At 59.7% G+C, this 17,204-nt stretch carries 13 protein-coding genes; 2 read left to right on the top strand and 11 right to left on the bottom strand.

What is annotated here, in order from left to right:
• Positions 1–8: 8 nt before the first annotated feature.
• From ettA to WC392_14355, 5 genes are all read right to left on the bottom strand, one after another.
• Positions 9–1,673 (bottom strand): energy-dependent translational throttle protein EttA, encoded by a 1,665-nt coding sequence (gene ettA / locus WC392_14375; GenBank protein MFA5243551.1) that lies wholly within the window; start codon positions 1,671–1,673, stop codon positions 9–11.
• Positions 1,674–1,777: 104 nt separating this feature from the next.
• A complete protein-coding gene (locus WC392_14370) occupies positions 1,778–1,984 on the bottom strand; it encodes a SlyX family protein (protein ID MFA5243550.1) in 207 nt (68 codons plus the stop codon).
• On the bottom strand, positions 1,977–5,582 hold the full coding sequence (gene nifJ / locus WC392_14365) for a pyruvate:ferredoxin (flavodoxin) oxidoreductase (protein MFA5243549.1): 3,606 nt from the start codon (positions 5,580–5,582) through the stop codon (positions 1,977–1,979). The genes WC392_14370 and nifJ overlap by 8 nt, the downstream gene beginning before the upstream one ends.
• Before the next feature lie 143 nt (positions 5,583–5,725).
• The gene (locus WC392_14360) at positions 5,726–8,197 is read right to left on the bottom strand and encodes a glycogen/starch/alpha-glucan phosphorylase (protein MFA5243548.1); all 2,472 of its coding nucleotides are present in this window, start codon (positions 8,195–8,197) and stop codon (positions 5,726–5,728) included.
• Positions 8,198–8,334: 137 nt separating this feature from the next.
• Positions 8,335–9,336 (bottom strand): sodium:calcium antiporter, encoded by a 1,002-nt coding sequence (locus tag WC392_14355; protein ID MFA5243547.1) that lies wholly within the window; start codon positions 9,334–9,336, stop codon positions 8,335–8,337.
• A gap of 129 nt (positions 9,337–9,465) precedes the next feature.
• Here WC392_14355 and ampD point away from each other — a divergent pair, with 129 nt between their 5' ends.
• Positions 9,466–10,005, top strand: a complete 540-nt coding sequence (gene ampD, locus WC392_14350; GenBank protein ID MFA5243546.1) for a 1,6-anhydro-N-acetylmuramyl-L-alanine amidase AmpD — start codon at positions 9,466–9,468, stop codon at positions 10,003–10,005.
• 50 nt (positions 10,006–10,055) lie between these two features.
• On the opposite strand, the gene purU is transcribed toward ampD, so the two are convergent.
• From purU to WC392_14320, 6 genes are all read right to left on the bottom strand, one after another.
• A complete protein-coding gene (purU, locus tag WC392_14345; protein MFA5243545.1) occupies positions 10,056–10,910 on the bottom strand; it encodes a formyltetrahydrofolate deformylase in 855 nt (284 codons plus the stop codon).
• Between the two features lie 70 nt (positions 10,911–10,980).
• Positions 10,981–11,517, bottom strand: coding sequence for a flavin reductase family protein (locus WC392_14340; protein MFA5243544.1), 537 nt, complete (start codon positions 11,515–11,517; stop codon positions 10,981–10,983).
• 80 nt (positions 11,518–11,597) lie between these two features.
• Positions 11,598–12,071 (bottom strand): GNAT family N-acetyltransferase, encoded by a 474-nt coding sequence (locus tag WC392_14335; GenBank protein MFA5243543.1) that lies wholly within the window; start codon positions 12,069–12,071, stop codon positions 11,598–11,600.
• 63 nt (positions 12,072–12,134) lie between these two features.
• A complete protein-coding gene (locus WC392_14330) occupies positions 12,135–12,671 on the bottom strand; it encodes a transposase (protein MFA5243542.1) in 537 nt (178 codons plus the stop codon).
• A 182-nt stretch (positions 12,672–12,853) separates the two neighbouring features.
• Positions 12,854–13,498 carry a hypothetical protein gene (locus WC392_14325; protein MFA5243541.1) on the bottom strand — a complete coding sequence of 215 codons (645 nt, stop codon included), beginning with the start codon at positions 13,496–13,498 and terminating at the stop codon, positions 12,854–12,856.
• Positions 13,499–13,570: 72 nt separating this feature from the next.
• Positions 13,571–13,825, bottom strand: a complete 255-nt coding sequence (locus WC392_14320; GenBank protein MFA5243540.1) for a hypothetical protein — start codon at positions 13,823–13,825, stop codon at positions 13,571–13,573.
• A 284-nt stretch (positions 13,826–14,109) separates the two neighbouring features.
• Here WC392_14320 and WC392_14315 point away from each other — a divergent pair, with 284 nt between their 5' ends.
• Positions 14,110–17,004 carry a ribonucleoside-diphosphate reductase subunit alpha gene (locus tag WC392_14315; protein ID MFA5243539.1) on the top strand — a complete coding sequence of 965 codons (2,895 nt, stop codon included), beginning with the start codon at positions 14,110–14,112 and terminating at the stop codon, positions 17,002–17,004.
• Positions 17,005–17,204: the final 200 nt, after the last annotated feature.

The following is a 17,204-nucleotide window of genomic DNA, read 5'->3' as shown; positions in this document are numbered from 1 at the left end:
CTCTCCAACTAGCGGCTGATCGGCTTGTAGCGGATGCGCTTTGGCTTGGCGCCTTCCTCGCCCAGTCGTTTCCGCTTGTCCGCCTCGTATTCCTGGTAGTTGCCATTGAAGAAAGTCCACTGCGACTCGCCTTCCGCTGCCAGGATGTGGGTGGCGATACGGTCGAGGAACCAGCGGTCGTGGGAGATTACCAGCACGCAACCGGCGAACTCCAGCAGGGCGTCTTCAAGGGCACGCAGGGTTTCCACATCGAGGTCGTTGGAGGGTTCGTCGAGCAGCAGGACGTTGCCGCCGGCGATCAGGGTTTTGGCCAGGTGCAGGCGGCCGCGCTCGCCGCCGGAGAGGTTGCCGACGATCTTCTGCTGGTCGCCGCCCTTGAAGTTGAAGCGGCCGATGTAGGCGCGCGACGGGGTTTCGTATTTGCCCACCGTGAGGATGTCGGCGCCGCCGGAGATTTCCTCGAATACGGTATTCTTGCTAACCAGCGCATCGCGGCTCTGGTCCACGTAGGCCAGTTTTACGGTCGGGCCGATCTTGACCGCGCCGGAATCCGGCTGCTCCTTGCCAGTGATCATGCGGAACAGGGTGGATTTGCCGGCGCCGTTCGGGCCGATGATGCCGACGATGGCGCCGGGCGGTATCGAGAAGCTCAGATTGTCGAGCAGCAAACGATCGCCGTAGGCTTTGGAAACGCCGTCGAATTCGATCACGTTGTCGCCCAGACGGTCTGCCACGGGGATGAAGATTTCCTGGGTTTCGTTGCGCTGCTGGTATTCGTAGTTGGAGAGTTCGTCGAAGCGGGCCAGACGTGCCTTGGACTTCGCCTGGCGCGCCTTGGGATTCTGCCGCACCCATTCCAGCTCCTGCTTCATGGCTTTCATGTGGGCGTCGATTTGCTTGTTTTCCTGCTCCAGGCGTGCTTCCTTCTGTTCCAGCCAGCTCGAGTAGTTGCCCTTCCACGGGATGCCGTGGCCGCGGTCGAGTTCCAGGATCCATTCGGCGGCATTGTCGAGGAAGTAGCGATCATGTGTGACCGCTACCACGGTGCCGGGGAAACGGGTGAGAAACTGTTCCAGCCAGTCCACTGATTCGGCATCGAGGTGGTTGGTGGGCTCGTCCAGGAGCAGCATGTCCGGCTTGGAAAGCAGTAGCTTGCACAGCGCCACGCGCCGCTTCTCGCCGCCGGACAGATGCTCGATGCTGGCGTCCCATGGCGGCAGGCGCAAGGCATCGGCAGCAATTTCCATCTGGGTTTCGGTATCGTTGCCGGAAGTGGCGAGGATCGCCTCATACCTCGCCTGTTCCTCGGCCAGCTTGTCGAAATCGGCGTCCGGCTCGGCATAGGCGGCATAGATTTCCTCCAGCTTCTGCCTGGCTTGCATCACTTCACCCAGCGCGGCCTCGACTTCCTCGCGCACGGTCCTGGCCGGGTCGAGTTGCGGCTCCTGCGGCAGGTAGCCGATGGAGATGTTGGGCTGGTGCTGCACCTCGCCTTCGTATTCCTTGTCCTCGCCGGCCATGATGCGCAGCACGGTGGATTTGCCCGAGCCGTTGAGGCCGAGCAGGCCGATCTTGGCGCCGGGGAAAAAGCTGAGGGAAATATCCTTGATGATCTGCCGCTTGGGCGGCACGACCTTGCTCACGCGGAGCATCGACATTACGTATTGGGCCATTAAATCGTATTTTCCAAGTCAGTTTTTTTTAGATAAAGGGGGTTTAAGCGGAAGATGGCTGGCCGGCATGCCAGCCATTGATGACCTTTTTTCCAGTTGTTTCACTAATAGTGCGGCGGCTTTTCGTTTGCGACACTGTTCTCGGCCATGGCATCCGAGATGTCACGGACGTTATTGATCAGCGACGAGCAAATCGCTTCCAGCCGGTCTATCTGCTTCTGCTGTTGATAAACGGCCTTGTTCAATTCCTGAATAGTGTCTTCCTGATAGCTGATTTTGCTTTCGATCTCGATCAGGCGCTCTTCAATCATTGTCCTTGGCCTTTGCTGCCGCATTGGGGTCTTTCGGGTTGAAGCCTTCATCGGCCATGTGCTGGTATAGCTTGAAACGTTGCTCGATCTCTGTCTGATAAGCGTCCATTATACCTTCGCCCTTCTCTTCAACCTGTTTCAGCAAGCCGCGGAAGCGCGATTCGCTCTTGATCAGATCGAGGAAAGGAACGGACGGCTTGTTCGAATCCAGCACCAGCGGGTTCTTGCCTTCGTCCTCGCGCCTCGGGTCGTAGCGGAACAGCGGCCAGTGGCCGGAAGCAACAGCCAGCTCCTGCTGCTGGTGCTGCTGGCCCATGTCGTAGCCGTGCTCGCCGCACGGGCTGTAGGCGATGATCAGCGAGGGGCCGTCGAAGGATTCCGCTTCGAGGAAGGTTTTCAGGGTGTGGATGTCCTTGGCGCCATAGGCGACGTGGGCGACATACACATGGCCGTAACTCATGGCGATCTGGGCCAGATCCTTCTTCCCGGTGGGCTTGCCGTTGGCCGCGAACTTGGCGGTGGCGCCGTGCGGCGTGGCCTTGCTGGCTTGCCCGCCGGTGTTGGAATACACCTCGGTGTCGAGCACCAGGATGTTGACGTTGCGGCCCGAGGCGAGCACGTGATCCACGCCGCCAAAGCCGATGTCGTAGGCCCAGCCGTCACCACCGATGATCCACACGCTTTTCTTCACCAGGTTTTCCGCCACGCTGGCGAGGTTGCGCGCGTCGGCGGAATCGATTTCCTTGAGTTTGGCCATGAGCTGCGCCACGCGCTCGCGCTGCTGCTGGATGCCGGCCTCGCCGGACTGGTCCGCGGCGATGATGGCGCTGACGAGTTCCGCGCCGATCGAATCCTGCATTTTTTCCAGCAGCTCACGCGCATATTCGGCATGCTTGTCGATGGTGACGCGGAAACCCAGGCCGAACTCGGCATTGTCTTCGAACAGCGAGTTGTTCCATGCCGGGCCGCGCCCCTCGGAGTTCTTGCTGTAGGGCGTGGTGGGCAGGTTGCCGCCGTAGATGGAGGAGCAGCCGGTGGCGTTGGCGACCACCATTCTGTCCCCGAACAGCTGGGTAGCGAGGCGGATGTAGGGTGTTTCGCCGCAGCCGACGCAGGCAGTGGGGAACTCGAACAGCGGCTGCATCACCATGGCGCCCTTGATGGTGGAGGTGCGCAGCTTGGTGCGGTCGAACTCGGGCAGCTTCAGGAAGAACTCGAAGTTCTCCCGTTCCTGCATGCGCAATGGCGCCTGCGGGCGCATTTCCAGCGCCTTGTGGCCGTCGACCTTGCTCACGGCCGGGCAGATGTCCACGCACAGCCCGCAGCCGGTGCAATCTTCCGGTGCGACCTGATAACTGACGTGCATGCCTTCCTCGAATTCCTTGCCTTTGATCTGGATGTGCTTGAAGGTGGGTGGAGAATCCTTGGTCAGATCAGCCGGGAAGACCTTGGAGCGGATCGCGGTATGCGGGCAGACGAAGGGGCACTTGCCGCAGTAGATGCACAGCTCGGCGTCCCACACCGGGATTTCCTGCGCCAGGTTGCGCTTGTCGAAGTGCGCGGTGCCGGTCGGCCAGGTGCCGTCGGCGGGCATGAGGGATACCGGGATCAGGTCGCCGCGGCCGAGCATGATTTCTCCGCTCACGCGGCGCACGAATTCGGGGGCGTTGGCCGGGATGTGGTCTTCCATTTCGAAGCTGCTGCTGGCCTCGTCTGGCACCTGGACCTGGTGCAGGTTGGCCACGGTTTCGTCAATGGCCTTCCAGTTGGCTTCGACAATGGCGCGGCCTTTTTTGCCATAGGTTTTATCCGCCGCGATCTTGATTTTTTCTATCGCCACGTCCTGCGGCAGCACGCCGGAAATGGCGAAGAAGCAGGCCTGCATGATGGTGTTGATGCGCGTGCCCATGCCGGTGGCGCGGGCCACGGCGTAGGCGTCGATGGTGTAAAACTGCAATTTCTTCTGGATGATCTGCTGCTGCATCTTGCGCGGCAGGGTGCTCCATACCTTGTCCGCTGCGGTGGGCGAGTTGAGTAGAAAGACCGCGCCCTCGGCGGCGTTCTCCAGCATCTCGATGCGCTCCAGAAACACCGGCTGGTGGCAGGCGACGAAATTGGCTTCATTGACGCCAATCAGGTAGCTGGAGTGAATCGGTTGGGGAGAAAAACGCAGGTGCGAGGTGGTCATCGCGCCGGCTTTTTTCGAATCGTAGACAAAATAGCCCTGGCCGTAGAGCTCGGTTTCCTCGCCCATGATCTTGATGGTGTTCTTGTTGGCCGACACCGTGCCGTCGCTGCCCAGCCCGTAGAACATGCAGCGCATCACGCCCTGGGCGGCATCGACGCGATAATTCGCATCCCACGGCAGGCTGGTGTGGGTGATGTCGTCGATGATGCCGACGGTGAAATGGTTCTTGGGCTTGTCCTTGCACAGCTCGTCGAAAATGCCCTTGATCATGCCCGGCGTGAATTCCTTGGAAGACAGGCCGTAGCGCCCACCCACCACGCGCGGCAGGGTGGTGAAGTGGCCGTCATCGTCGCCATGCTCCACCAGCGCGGTGATGACATCCTTGTAAAGCGGTTCGCCATCCGCGCCGGGTTCCTTGCAACGGTCGAGCACGGCGATTTTCCTGACGCTGGCGGGCAGCACGTCGATCAGGCGCGAAGGGTCGAGCGGGCGGTACAGGCGCACCTTGACCATGCCGACCTTCTCGCCGCGCGCGGTGAGGTGCTGCACGGTTTCTTCCACGGCTTCGGCGCCGGAACCCATGAGAATGATGATCCGCTCCGCGTCCGGCGCGCCGGTATATTCAAACAGCTTGTACTGGCGCCCGGTGAGCTGGGCGAACCGGTCCATTTCGTACTGCACGATGCCGGGCATGAGGTCGTAATAGGGGTTGACCGTTTCGCGCGCCTGGAAATACACGTCCGGATTCTGCGAAGTGCCGCGCACCACCGGGTGCTCAGGCGAGAGCGCGCGGGCGCGATGGGCCCTCACCAGCTCGTCGGAAATCATCTCGCGCACGGTTTCAAGCGGCACCTGCTCGATTTTTGCCACCTCGTGCGAGGTGCGGAAGCCGTCGAAGAAATGCAGGATAGGCACGCGCGCTTCCAGCGTGGCGGCCTGTGCGATCAGCGCCATGTCCTGCGCTTCCTGCACCGAATTGGAACTCAGGAAGGCGAAGCCGGTGGCGCGCGCCGCCATCACGTCGCTGTGATCGCCGAAAATGGACAGCCCCTGCGCCGCCAGCGAGCGCGCCGCGACGTGCATGACGAAGGGCGTGAGTTCCCCGGCGATCTTGTACATATTGGGGATCATCAGCAGCAGGCCCTGCGAGGCGGTGAAGGTGGTCGCCAGCGCGCCGGTCTGCAAGGCGCCGTGGATGGTGCCCGCGGCGCCGGCTTCGCTCTGCAGTTCGATCACCTCGGGCACGGTGCCCCACAGATTTTTTTGCCCCATTGCGCTCCAGGCATCGGAATATTCGCCCATCGGCGAGGAGGGGGTGATCGGGTAGATGGCGATGACTTCGTTGGTGAGGTGCGCGATATAGGCGGCAGCTTCGTTGCCGTCAAGCGTGACTGTTGTGCCTTGTGACATTTTGATCCCCGAAACTGGTTTTAGAGTAAGTAAGTTAGCGTAATCAGATTACATTAAACCTGTTGTGACCGGATGGCAACGAGTGCTCTGGCTATCTCTTTTAACAGAAAAGAGGGGCGCAGGCTCGCTGTGCGGATTTCACGTTAAAGCACGGGTTTTGCGTCCCATATTTTTTCCGCATATTCGGCGATGGTACGGTCGCTGGAAAATTTGCCCATGCCCGCCACGTTGAGGATGGCGCGTCGCGTCCATTGCGCGGGATGGCGGTAGAGCGCATCCACTTCATCCTGTGCGGCGATATAGGCCGCATAATCGGCCAGCAGCAGGTAATGGTCGCCTTCCCTGGTCAGGGTGTGCACAATCGGCTGGAAGCGGTCGGGCTGGCCGGGCGAGAAATAGCCCGAGGCGATCATGTCGAGCGCATACTTCAGTTCCTCGTTGCCATGGTAATGTTCCCACGGGTTGTAGCCCGAACTTTTCGCCCTGGCGACCTCCTCCGCAGTGAGGCCGAAGATGAAAATATTGTCGCGCCCCACTTCCTCCATGATTTCAATATTCGCCCCGTCCAGCGTGCCGATGGTCAGCGCGCCATTGAGCGCCAGCTTCATGTTGCCGGTACCGGAGGCTTCGGTGCCGGCGGTGGAGATTTGTTCTGACAGATCGGCGGCGGGGATGATTTCGCTCGCGCTGGATACGTCGTAATTGGGCAGGAAGGCCACTTTCAGGTAACCGCGCGTGGCCGGATCGTTGTTGACGATGTCGGCCACGTCGTTGGCCAGCTTGATAATCAGCTTGGCCATGGCGTAGCCCGGTGCTGCCTTGCCGGCGATAATCACGGTGCGCGGCACCACTTCCAGCGCCGGGCTGGAGCGGATGCGGTTGTATAGTGTGATGACATGCAGCAGGTTGAGAAGCTGGCGCTTGTATTCGTGGATGCGCTTGATCTGCACGTCGAACAGGCTGCCCGGGTTGATTTCGAGGTTCAGCTTGCGCGCGATGATGGCGGCCAGTTTTTCCTTGTTGGCATACTTGACGACGCGGAATTCGGCCTGGAAGGCAGGGTCGTCGGCGAGCGGAGTCAGTTTGCGCAATTGCGCCAGATCGGTGATCCAGCCTTTGCCGATGTGGCGGGTAATCAGTTGAGCCAGACCGGGGTTGGCCTGATTCAGCCACAGGCGCGGTGTGATACCGTTGGTGATGTTGGTCAGTTTGCCGGGGTGGTAGCTGTCAAAATCGGCAAAAATGGTGGTTCTCATCAGCTCGGAATGGATTTGCGCCACGCCGTTGACGTGGTGGCTGCCGACAATGGCGAGGTGGGCCATGCGTATGCGCCGGCCATGGGTTTCGTCGATAATGGACATGCGCTTCAGTCGCTCGCTGTCGCCGGGGAAGCGGTGGATCACATCCTGCAGGAAGCGGTGATTGATTTCATAGATGATCTGCAGGTGACGCGGCAGCACGGCTTCGAACAGACTTACCGGCCAGGTTTCCAGCGCTTCCGGCATCAGCGTGTGATTGGTATAGGCGAAGGTGCGGGTGGTGATGTCCCAGGCCTGATTCCAGTCCAGGCAGTGAATGTCCATCAGCAGGCGCATCAGTTCCGGGATGGCGATAGACGGGTGAGTGTCGTTGAGCTGGATCGCCACCTTGTCCGGCAGTTCCTCGAAAGCTTTGTGATGCTTGCGGTAGCGGTAGAGGATGTCCTGCAGCGAGGCGCTGACGAAGAAATGCTGCTGCTTCAGGCGCAGTTCGCGCCCCATGGCAGTGGTGTCGTTGGGGTAGAGGACCTTGGAAAGGTTTTCCGATTCGTTCTTGTCCTCCACCGCCTTGATGTAATTGCCCTCATTGAAATACTTGAGGTCGAAGTCGCGCGAGGCCTTGGCCGACCATAGCCGCATGTTGTTGACCGTTTTCAGGCCGAAGCCGGGAATGGGCGTGTCGTAGGCCATCGCCATCACCTCATCGGTATCGATCCAGTGGTGGCATGTCCGGCCGCTTTCGTCGCAGTATTCCACTGCCCGCCCGCCGAACTTGACCGGGTACAGCACCTCGGGGCGGGGAAACTCCCAGGGATTGCCATAACGCAGCCAGTTGTCCGGGTGCTCCACCTGCCAGCCGTTTTCAATTTTCTGGTTGAACATGCCATATTCGTAGCGGATGCCCATGCCATAACCGGGCAGCCCCATGGTCGCCATGGAATCGAGGAAACACGCCGCCAGGCGCCCCAGGCCGCCATTGCCCAGTGCGGCATCGAATTCCAGTTCCTGCGCCTTGTCCAGCTCGATTCCCGAGTCAATGCAGGCTTGGCGGCATTCCTCCAGGAAGCCTATGTTGAGAACGCTGTTCATCAGGCTGCGCCCGATGAGAAATTCCATCGACAGGTAATACACGCGCTTGGTATCGTGTATGTAGTAGCGCCGCATGCTTTCCATCCAGCCCTCGATGAGGCGGTCGCGCACCACGTTGGCCAGGGTGAAGAACCAGTCGCGCTCGGTAGCGGTAATGGGGTCCTTGCCGATGGAAAAGATGAGGTGATTGGTCAGGGATTGCTTGACCGAATCGAGACTGAGATTCAGCGGGCTATCTTTGTCGCGGGGCTGGGACTTTTTTGGCACGGTGCATTCTCCTGTGGAGGAAGAGGCAGCTTAGCGCGAGCCGGGCCGAGGGTAAAGGGTGAGGGAGGACAGTGAGCAGCGAGCGGTAAGCGGTGAGCAGTTACCGCTCACCGCTCACCGCTTACCGCTCACCATACTCAAGCCAGCACGATACCGAGGTAAGTCACATACAGCGCGCCATTGAAGACCAGGTGCCAGACCCGCAGCTGGCCGCGCGAGGACATCCAGCGCAGCCAGGTGGCGGCGATCAGGGTGATGATGATGCCGGCCAGCACCTCGCGCTGCGGCGCCCAGGGGGTGAGCATGATGCCGATGGCCGGCAGCAGGGTGCCCTGGAATACCATCGCGCCGGTAATGTTGCCGAAGGCCAGGGTGTCCTTGTGGCGGCGGATCCACAGGATGCTGTTGACTTTTTCCGGCAGCTCGGTGGCGATCGGAATGATCAGCAGCGACAGCAGCAGGGGCGAAATGCCGAGGATTTGCGAGGCGCCATCCACGCCGTGAATGAAGCCCTTGGCGCCCGCCACCAGCAGGCCCAGGCCCAGTGCCATCTGGACCAGGATGATCAGCATGTTTTCCGGCAGGCCGAGCTTGCACAGCATCATCTTGCCTTCCGCTTCCGTGGCGTGGCCTTCCTTGACCAGGTGTGCCGAGGCGCGCAGCGTGAGCATGATGTAGATGAAATAGATCATCACCATGGCGAAAGCCAGCAGGGCGCGGAACAGCGGGGTTTCATGCGGCACGAACAGGGCGATGGCGGAAAGCGAAAAGGCGGCGAGAAAGAAGTTGAGATCGCGCGTCAGGCCGGTGTGCTCCGGCGTGAGATGACCCTGCCAGCCGCGTTTCTTCAACACGGCCATGGCCATCAGGAAAATGGAAAGAGTGGAAAGCATCAGCGGCGCGCCCAGAATCGCGCCGACGCCGATTTCCTCGTTGACGTGGGCGCTGGTGGTGCCGGCGAAAATCGCCAGCAGCGGCACCAGCGTTTCCGGCAAGGCCGTGCCCACCGCGGCGAACAGCGATCCGGTGACGCCTTCGGAAATTTTCAGCTTTTCGCCCAGATGTTCGAGCGCGTTGGTGAACACTTCCGCCGCGACGAGGATGATGACGAGCATAAGAAAAAGTTCGGCGAAAATCATGGGGAGGGCGGACCGGTTGATTGAAGTGCCGCGATTATAACACCGTCCCGGGCGGGATATAATGCGCCTGATAGCGGCTTTCGAGTCCCTTGCGCTAAATGCGTTTTTGTCAGATTGAGAGAGTGAATAGTGGAAATAGATCGGTCAGGATTTTTGAAAGGGGTGCGCTTCATCCCTTCCCCCAACTTCGATGAACGGCCTCCAGAAGAGCCGGTTACCCTGCTGGTGATCCACAACATCAGCCTGCCGCCACGCGAATACGGCGGGGATGGCGTGATCGAATTCTTCACCAACCGCCTCGATCCCGGTGCCCACGAATATTATCGTGCGATTGCAGACCTGAAGGTATCCAGCCATTTTTTCATCCGCCGCGACGGTGAAATCATCCAGTTCGTTTCCTGCAACCTGCGCGCCTGGCACGCGGGCATTTCAAGATGGAAGGAGCGCGAGCGCTGCAATGATTTTTCCATCGGCATCGAACTGGAAGGCAGCGATTTCGATGCCTACGAGGATATTCAGTACGAGAAACTGGCCGAACTGACCAAGGCGCTGAAACAGGCCTACCCCATCGAGGACATCACCGGCCACCACCACATCGCGCCCGACCGCAAGACCGACCCGGGGCCGCTGTTCGCGTGGGAGCGGTATCTGGAAGCGGTAAGCAGTTAGCGGTCAGCAGTAGGGTGCAATGCCCGCTGGTTATTGCACCCTACAGTCAATCAATCAAACACCACCGTCTTGTTGGCATAGACCAGCACGCGGTTCTCGATGTGCCAGCGCACGGCGCGCGATAGCACGATCTTCTCCAGATCCGCGCCTTTGCGGATCAGGTAGTCGAGCGAGTCGCGATGCGAAACCCGCGCCACGTCCTGCTCGATGATCGGGCCGTCGTCCAGCACTTCCGTCACGTAATGGCTGGTCGCCCCGATCAGCTTCACGCCCCGTTCGAACGCGCGGTGGTAGGGCTTGGCGCCGTTGAAGGCGGGCAGGAAGGAGTGGTGGATATTGATGATGCGGTTAGGGTAGTGGCGGATGAAGTCATGCGACAGCACCTGCATGTAGCGGGCCAGTATCACCAGTTCCACATGGTGGTGGCGCAGCAGGGCGAGCTGGGTTTTCTCGGCCTCAGCCTTGGAGTCCTTGAGTACCTCGATGTGCTGGAATGGGATGTGGTAGGCATCCGCCAGCCACTTGTTATCGGCGTGGTTGCTGATGATGAGCGGAATCTCGCAGTGCAGCTCACCGGCCTGATGGCGGTAGAGCAGGTCGGCCAGGCAGTGGTCGTAGCGCGAGACGAAAATCGCCACTTTCGGGCGGTGGCTGGAAAGGGCCAGCCGCCACTGCATCTCGAACTGCGCGGCGATGGGCGCAAACAGGCGCTCGAAATCGGAAATTTCGAGATTGAATTCTTCCAGGTCCCACTCCACCCGCATCAGGAACAGCTTGTTTTCGCTATCCTGGTGCTGGTCGGCATGCAGGATGTTGGCGTTATGGCGGTAGAGGAATTCGGCGATGGTCGCCACCAGACCTTTGCGGTCGGGGCAGCTGATCAGCAGGGTCGCGGTATTTTTCATGGTCGCAGGCGAAGATTGGATCAAGGGCCAATTATAGAGGCATTGGACGCGGAAGGGAGGGATTCTGGCGCTACTTCATCCCTGATTCCAGCTTGATCCTGTCACCGGCAACCATGAAATTGCCGCTGCCAAGATGATGAATCGTCTTCGGGTTTTTTACCGCAGGGTCGATCCAAGCCTGGATGACCTCAAGGACGAACAGGCCGTATTTGTCCACCATGCTGGTGTCGGCCACCCGGCATTCGAGATTGGCATGGCACTCGGCTATGAGCGGCGCGCCGACCAGCGCAGCTGGCCTGGGCGTGAGGCCGAACCTCTCGAACTTGTTGATGCTCGCCCCCGACGTATTGCCGCATCCCACGACCTTTTCGGCGATCTCCACGGTCGGGATGTTGATGACGCATTCCCTGCTTGCCAAGAGCAGACCGAAGGAGTGGTTGCGATTGCTGATGACGCAACCCACCAGCGGCGGCTCAAACTCGATCATGGTGTGCCACGACTGGGTCATGATATTCGTGCGTCCATCGACAGCGGTCGTAATCATGACGACCGGCCCCGGCTCAAGCAGGCCATAAACCTTGGAGAGCGGAAAGGATTTCTTGCTCATGGCGTCACTCCCTTTCGACGGCGATGGATGTCAACATTCCCTGCTCCAAAAGTCCAACGCCCAGGGCAAGGAAAGGCTGTTCACAAAACCACCTTCAACTTGCGCCCACCCGTAATGGCGAACCCCTCGCGCTCGTAAAACGCCAGTGTTTTGTCGAACTGCGGGAGGGGCGGGGTGGTCACTTCCAGGCGCTTCCAGCCGCGCGCAGCGCCGAAAATCCTGGCCTGTTCCACCAGGCGCAGCCCCACGTTTTGCGAGCGAAATTCCGGACGGACAAAAAGCTCCGGGATGGTGCCAAAGGCCCCTTCGGCATACAAGGCGTGGCTTTCAGTCAGCGCAATGAAGCCGAGCGGCCCGGCATCTCCGCTCAGGGCAACAAACACGAAATATTTCTCCCGCGCGATGAAATCCTTGAGCCTGGCCGTGGTTTCTTCAAGGCTGAAATTAAAGGCCTGTACGCCAATCGTACTCATGATTTCATTCAGCAGTTCGCCAGCCATGATGGCTACTCCGGGCGCATCGCTGATGGTTGCTCTCTGAATGGTCAGGTTCATGGCCATATCGTAAGCCTTAATGCCGGCGCATGTAGGATGGGTGAAGCGCAGCGAAACCCATCATCACCCCATCTCCCCATAATCATTCCCCAAGCCAAGCCCGCCCCCCGCCCAATCCTCGGAATATACCCCGCGCCGGACATAGTGGTGAAAAGACGAATACGGCCATTCCTTCACGCAACGCACATGGCCGTGTTTGACCGGGTTGTAATGAATGTAATCCACATGCCGGCGCAGATCATCATCGTTGCGCAAGGTGTGCTCCCAGTAGCGGCGCTGCCAGATGCCACGTTCGCCTTTCGCAGCGCGGCTCGCCGAGCGGTGCTCTTCCTTGGGCAAGCCGCGCGAGAAAGCCGCCTTGATCTTCTTCCCGCGCGTCGGATAGTCGGCATCGCCTGCGGGCAGGGTCCACACGCAATGCAGATGTTCCGGCAACACCACCATGGCAATCAGACCCAAAGGCAATTCACGTTTCACATCCACCACCGCGTGCCGGAACAATTCGATGTTGTCCGTCAACAGACGGCCTGACCTCTCCGCCAGGGCGACAGTGAAAAAGTAGCTCCCGCCAGGGATGAAATTGCGACGGTAGTCGGTCATGGGGTTGGCGTTTGTTCCAAGGCCTGTAGGATGGGTGGAGCGTAGCGCAACCCATCATCACGTATCACCATGGTCATTCCCCGCATAGATTTCGCCATGGTGTGGTTGTTTGTGTCGGTTTCGGCATGCCGCTTTGTCATCGGTTGATGGGTTGCGCTGCGCTTCACCCATCCTACGCGGGCTCAATGTGAGCCAGGTGCGATATATCTATTTCGCTCAAGAATGAAGTCTCCGTCAAGCTGTTCGACATGTTTGAGCTCCACGCGGTCATTCTCGTCCAAGCTAAATGCTTTTGAAGTGATCGTGAAAAAGTAATTAACTGGTGGTCTGCAATCCAGTTCAACTGATTTTGTATATGGACTCCATACCAAGGCCGCCGCACCTGCTCCAAAACCTCCAACGCCGAAAAGTTTATCTCCGACTCGCCATGTCACGGCAAGCGAGTGACGACCTTCCGTAACAGGGAATGTGGTGTACTCGCCAACCTCGAGTGATGCTACGGTCAGCTTGTCCAACGAAATGAAATGACTTGGCGCGGATCCAGCGAGCTGCTTCTTACGGACAAAGGTGACATTGCATGAGGTGCTCGTAATAGTAGGCACATCAGATATGGGAATTGGGCGAGGGGGAATCGGTACGCATCCTGCAAGAACTAGGATCGTCGCAGCTTCAACAAGCTTGTGTAGGATGGGTGGAGCGCAGCGTAACCCATCATCACCGCTCCCCATTGTCATTCCCCTCGTCGGGTCCTCCATGGTGTTGCCGTTTGTATCGGTTTCAGTATGTCGTTTTTTTATCATCGGTTGATGGGTTGCGCTGCGCTCCACCCATCCTACATGGAATTATGATGGATGGATTAAACGCCATATCCTGTTCCGCGGCAAGCTTCCGCCTTGTGGTTATTTCTGGCGCTCCATGGCCTGCCTGTCGTCACTGACGCTGTCGCCTGGGTGGACGATGACTTTCTCGCCTACCTTCAATCCTTCCTGCACCACTGCTTCCGTTGCGCCGCGGCGGGAACGTTTCACGATTCTTTTTGCCGCCCTGCCATCGCTGACCACGAATACCGCCCATTGGTCCCCGGCGCGGAACAGGGCGCTGACCGGCAGCTTGACCGCCTTGTCCAGGCTGGCAGTGATGATGCGTGCGTTCACCTTGTAGCTGTCGTCCAGGCTTTGCCAGCGTCCGGCTGAGTTTGCAGGCCCAGATTAGCCCGCCGGGGCGTGATTTACAACCGCATGCCAGGGGCGCCATGAAGGGTTCGGGCGATGACGGATGAATGTGAAAATAAAGTTGCATTTTGTCAACCTGCTCACTAGAATTAGTGAAATATTAATGGCCAAACACAATATGTTGTGGATATCTCACTGGATATGTTGTGGATAAGAGCCGGATAACCTGTTCGTAAAACGAACAAAAACAAGGAGGATTCAACCCTATGCAACTGGCTACTGATACTATTTCTAGCCCTTCCTTCCCGGCTTCGAATTTTGGCGCCCAGGCTGCCTCGTCCGCTGCGGAAGTTTCCTACGCCGATTACAGGATCATCCGCCGCAATGGCGGGGTGGTTCCTTTCGAGCCGGCCAAGATCGCCATCGCCATGACCAAAGCGTTTATCGCCGTCCATGGCGGCCAGGCTGCGGCTTCGGCGCGGATTCGCGAGCAGGTGGAAGCGCTGACCCTGGCGGTGGTGAATGCGCTGATGCGCCGCCAGCCGCACGGCGGCACTTTCCACATCGAGGATATCCAGGATCAGGTGGAACTGTCCCTGATGCGCTCCGGCGAGCACGACGTGGCGCGCGCCTACGTGCTGTACCGCGAGAAGCGCTCCCAGGAACGCGCCCAGGCCGCGGCAAAGGCGCCGGCAACGGCCGAAGCCACGATGCATGCCGTTGAAAACGGCGTGCGCGTGCCGCTCGACGCGGCAAAACTGGCCACCCTGGTGGAATCCGCCTGTATCGGCCTGGGCGAGCAGGTGAGCGCCAAGGCCATCATCGAGCCGACTTTGCGCGACCTGTATGACGGCGTGCCGATGGACGAGGTGCGCAAGTCCGTGATCCTTTCCGCGCGCTCCCTGATCGAGAAGGAGCCGGCCTATTCCTTCGTCACCGCGCGCCTGCTGCTCAACACCATCCGCCACGAAGTGCTGGGCGAGGAAGTGCCGCAGAGCGACATGGCCACGCGCTATGCCGAATATTTCCCGGAATACATCAAGAAAGGCGTGGCGGCGGAACTGCTGGACGAGAAGCTGCAACAGTTCGATCTGGCGCGCCTGGGCGCCGCGCTCAAGGTGGAGCGCGATAACCAGTTCGGCTACCTCGGCCTGCAAACCCTGTACGACCGCTATTTTCTGCATATCGAAGAGTCGCGCATCGAGTTGCCGCAAGCCTTCTTCATGCGCGTGGCGATGGGCCTGTCCTTGAACGAGATCGACCGCGAAGCGCGCGCCATCGAGTTCTACAACGTGCTTTCCAGCTTCGACTTCATGAGCTCGACACCCACGCTGTTCAATTCCGGCACGCGCCACAGCCAGCTTTCCTCCTGCTACCTGACTACCGTTTCCGACGACCTCGACGGCATCTACCAGGCCATCAAGGAAAACGCCATGCTGCAGAAGTTCGCCGGCGGCCTGGGCAACGACTGGACCAACGTGCGCGCGCTGGGCGCCCGCATCAAGGGCACCAACGGCAAATCGCAGGGCGTGATCCCCTTCCTCAAGGTGGTCAACGACACCGCCGTGGCGGTGAACCAGGGCGGTAAAAGAAAAGGAGCGGTGTGCGCCTACCTGGAAACCTGGCACCTCGACATGGAAGAGTTCCTGGAACTGCGCAAGAACACCGGCGACGACCGCCGCCGCACCCACGACATGAACACTTCAAACTGGATTCCCGACCTGTTCATGAAGCGCGTGATGGAAAACCAGGACTGGACCCTGTTCTCGCCCAACGACGTGCCCGACCTGCACGACCGTTTCGGCATGGATTTCGAGGCCGCTTACACCGCCTACGAGGACAAGGCCGCGCGCGGCGAACTGAAGCTGTTCAAGAAAATTCCCGCGCTGCAACTGTGGCGCAAGATGCTCTCCATGCTGTTCGAAACCGGCCATCCCTGGATCACTTTCAAGGATCCGTGCAACGTGCGCAGCCCGCAGCAGCACGTGGGCGTGGTGCACAGCTCCAACCTGTGTACCGAGATCACCCTCAACACCAACGAGCACGAGATCGCGGTGTGCAACCTCGGTTCGGTGAATCTGGTGAATCACCTGAAAGACGGCCAGCTCGATCACGACAAGCTCAAGCGCACCATCGCCACCGCCATGCGCATGCTGGACAACGTGGTGGACGTGAACTTCTACGCCGTGGGCAAGGCGCGCAATTCCAACCTCAAGCACCGTCCAGTGGGCATGGGCATCATGGGTTTCCAGGATTGCCTGCTGAGCCTGCGCATTCCCTACAGCTCCGAGACGGCGGTGGAATTCGCCGACCGCTCCATGGAAGCGGTGGCCTATTACGCCTACTGGGCTTCCAGCGAGCTGGCCCAGGAGCGCGGCCGCTACAGCAGCTTCAGCGGCAGCCTGTGGGACAAGGGCATCCTGCCGCACGACAGCAACCAGCTGTTGCTGGAGCAGCGCGGCGGCTATCTGGAAGTGGATCAGTCCGTCACCCTTGACTGGGACAAGCTCAGGAGCCGCATCAAGAAACACGGCATGCGCAACTCCAACTGCCTGGCAATCGCGCCGACCGCCACCATCGCCAACATCGTCGGCGTGTCGGCCTCGATCGAGCCGACCTACCAGAACATCTACGTGAAATCCAACCTCTCGGGCGAATTCACCGTGGCCAACCAGTACCTGGTGCGCGACCTGAAGCAGCTGGGCATGTGGGACGAGGTGATGATCGGCGATCTGAAATACTTTGACGGCTCGCTGGCAAAAATCGACCGCGTGCCTGCGGAACTGCGCCAGCTCTACGCCACCGCCTTCGAAGTGGAGCCCAAGTGGCTGGTGGAAGCCGCCTCGCGCCGCCAGAAGTGGATCGACCAGGCGCAGAGTCTCAACATTTACATGGCCGGTGCCTCCGGCAAGAAGCTCGACGACACCTACAAGCTGGCCTGGCTGCGCGGCCTCAAGACCACCTACTACCTGCGCACCCTGGGCGCCACCAGTGCCGAGAAATCCACCGGCAAGGGCGGGGAACTCAACGCGGTGCCGGTTGGCGGGGGCTTAAGCGGCGGCATGGGTGCAATGAATCTGCCGGAGCCGGAAATTGCCGGCAAGGCATGCACCATGCGCCCCGGCGATGAAGGTTTCGAGGAATGCGAAGCCTGCCAGTAAGAAATGGATGACGAGTCCGTAGGGGCGAATTCATTCGCCCATGCCAAGCCGGGTACGGGCGAATGAATTCGCCCCTACGCGCTGGTCTTGGGGGATAAGGACGGCGCGGGAGCCGCGAACAATGGAAGAGGAGAAAGCCCGCAAAGTAGGATGGGTGGAGCGCAGCGATACCCATCAGGCTCCACCGCGGCTTTTCACGA

Source organism: Sulfuricella sp. (assembly GCA_041651995.1).
Taxonomy (GTDB): Bacteria; Pseudomonadota; Gammaproteobacteria; order Burkholderiales; family Sulfuricellaceae; genus Sulfurimicrobium.
This window is presented reverse-complemented; position numbering and strand designations above follow the sequence as displayed.

What these genes read in the sequence shown, in the direction of transcription:
- WC392_14315 (MFA5243539.1), top strand. Translation starts at nt 14,110, where the DNA reads ATGCAACTGGCTACTGATACTATTTCTAGCCCTTCCTTCCCGGCTTCG.
- WC392_14355 (MFA5243547.1), bottom strand. Translation starts at nt 9,336, where the DNA reads ATGATTTTCGCCGAACTTTTTCTTATGCTCGTCATCATCCTCGTCGCG.
- WC392_14335 (MFA5243543.1), bottom strand. Translation starts at nt 12,071, where the DNA reads ATGAACCTGACCATTCAGAGAGCAACCATCAGCGATGCGCCCGGAGTA.
- WC392_14340 (MFA5243544.1), bottom strand. Translation starts at nt 11,517, where the DNA reads ATGAGCAAGAAATCCTTTCCGCTCTCCAAGGTTTATGGCCTGCTTGAG.
- ettA (MFA5243551.1), bottom strand. Translation starts at nt 1,673, where the DNA reads ATGGCCCAATACGTAATGTCGATGCTCCGCGTGAGCAAGGTCGTGCCG.
- WC392_14370 (MFA5243550.1), bottom strand. Translation starts at nt 1,984, where the DNA reads ATGATTGAAGAGCGCCTGATCGAGATCGAAAGCAAAATCAGCTATCAG.
- nifJ (MFA5243549.1), bottom strand. Translation starts at nt 5,582, where the DNA reads ATGTCACAAGGCACAACAGTCACGCTTGACGGCAACGAAGCTGCCGCC.
- WC392_14330 (MFA5243542.1), bottom strand. Translation starts at nt 12,671, where the DNA reads ATGACCGACTACCGTCGCAATTTCATCCCTGGCGGGAGCTACTTTTTC.
- purU (MFA5243545.1), bottom strand. Translation starts at nt 10,910, where the DNA reads ATGAAAAATACCGCGACCCTGCTGATCAGCTGCCCCGACCGCAAAGGT.